Origin of the sequence: Massilia sp. CT11-108 (assembly GCF_047302915.1) — a bacterium.
GTDB classification, from domain to species: domain Bacteria; phylum Pseudomonadota; class Gammaproteobacteria; order Burkholderiales; family Burkholderiaceae_D; genus Telluria; species Telluria orientalis.
Genome location: NZ_JBKYMO010001101.1, coordinates 1 through 723 on the forward strand (window position 1 = coordinate 1; position 723 = coordinate 723).

Below are 723 nucleotides of genomic sequence, written 5' to 3' on the forward strand. Positions count from 1 at the left end.
TCCGACGTACTGAATGCTGATCTTCAGCATGGGTTCCCGCCTGCGCGGGAACGACGGAGTCCGTCAATCGTCGTCGCTGAGAATCCGCAACGCCGGTCCCTCCAGATCGTCGAACTGCCCGCTGTCCGCCGCGCCGAAAAAGATCCACACTGCGAACGCAACGAGCATCACGCTCAGCGGCACCAGCAAATACAAGGCTTCCATTATGACTCCCTCCTCAGCCGTGCCGCGTTGAGCACCACGAGCGCCGAACTCGCGGCCATCCCCACGCCCGACAGCCACGGATTCAGCAGGCCGCTCGCCGCCGCCGGAATCGCCGCCACGTTGTACAGCATCGCCCACCCCAGGTTCTGGCGGATCACGCGCAAGGTGTCCGCCGCCGTGTCCAGCGCGGCCGCCAGCGGGCGCAGGCCCTCACCCAGCAGCACGCAGTCGGCGTGCAGCTGCGCCAGCTGCGCGCCCTGCCCCATCGCGAAACTCACATCGGCACCCGACAGCACGGCCGCATCGTTGATGCCGTCGCCGACCATCGCCACGACGGCGCCCTCGCGCTGCAGGCCGCGCACGACGGTCAGTTTATCTTCGGGTAACTGGTGGCCCAGCGCGTGCGCGATGCCGAGCTGCATGGCGACGTCCTGCGCGGCCTCGTCGTCGTCGCCGGACAGCAGCACGACCGTCTTGCCGGCCGCGCGCAGGCCCGCCCCCACGACGCGCGCCACCGGC

2 protein-coding genes are annotated in these 723 nt (G+C 69.2%); both read right to left on the reverse strand.

Annotation, left to right across the window (positions count from 1 at the left end; translation table 11 throughout):
* Positions 1–63 precede the first annotated feature (63 nt).
* Positions 64–204: a cbb3-type cytochrome oxidase assembly protein CcoS gene (ccoS, locus tag ACEN88_RS33400; RefSeq protein WP_036240176.1), complete on the reverse strand. Its 141-nt coding sequence runs from the start codon at positions 202–204 to the stop codon at positions 64–66.
* Positions 204–723 (reverse strand): HAD-IC family P-type ATPase (locus ACEN88_RS33405; RefSeq protein ID WP_413346628.1); only part of this gene is annotated, 520 nt, incomplete at its 5' end. The genes ccoS and ACEN88_RS33405, both read right to left, overlap by 1 nt.

Excerpts from the sequence above, each read along its gene's own strand:
- ccoS (WP_036240176.1), bottom strand. The coding sequence starts at position 204 with ATGGAAGCCTTGTATTTGCTGGTGCCGCTGAGCGTGATGCTCGTTGCG.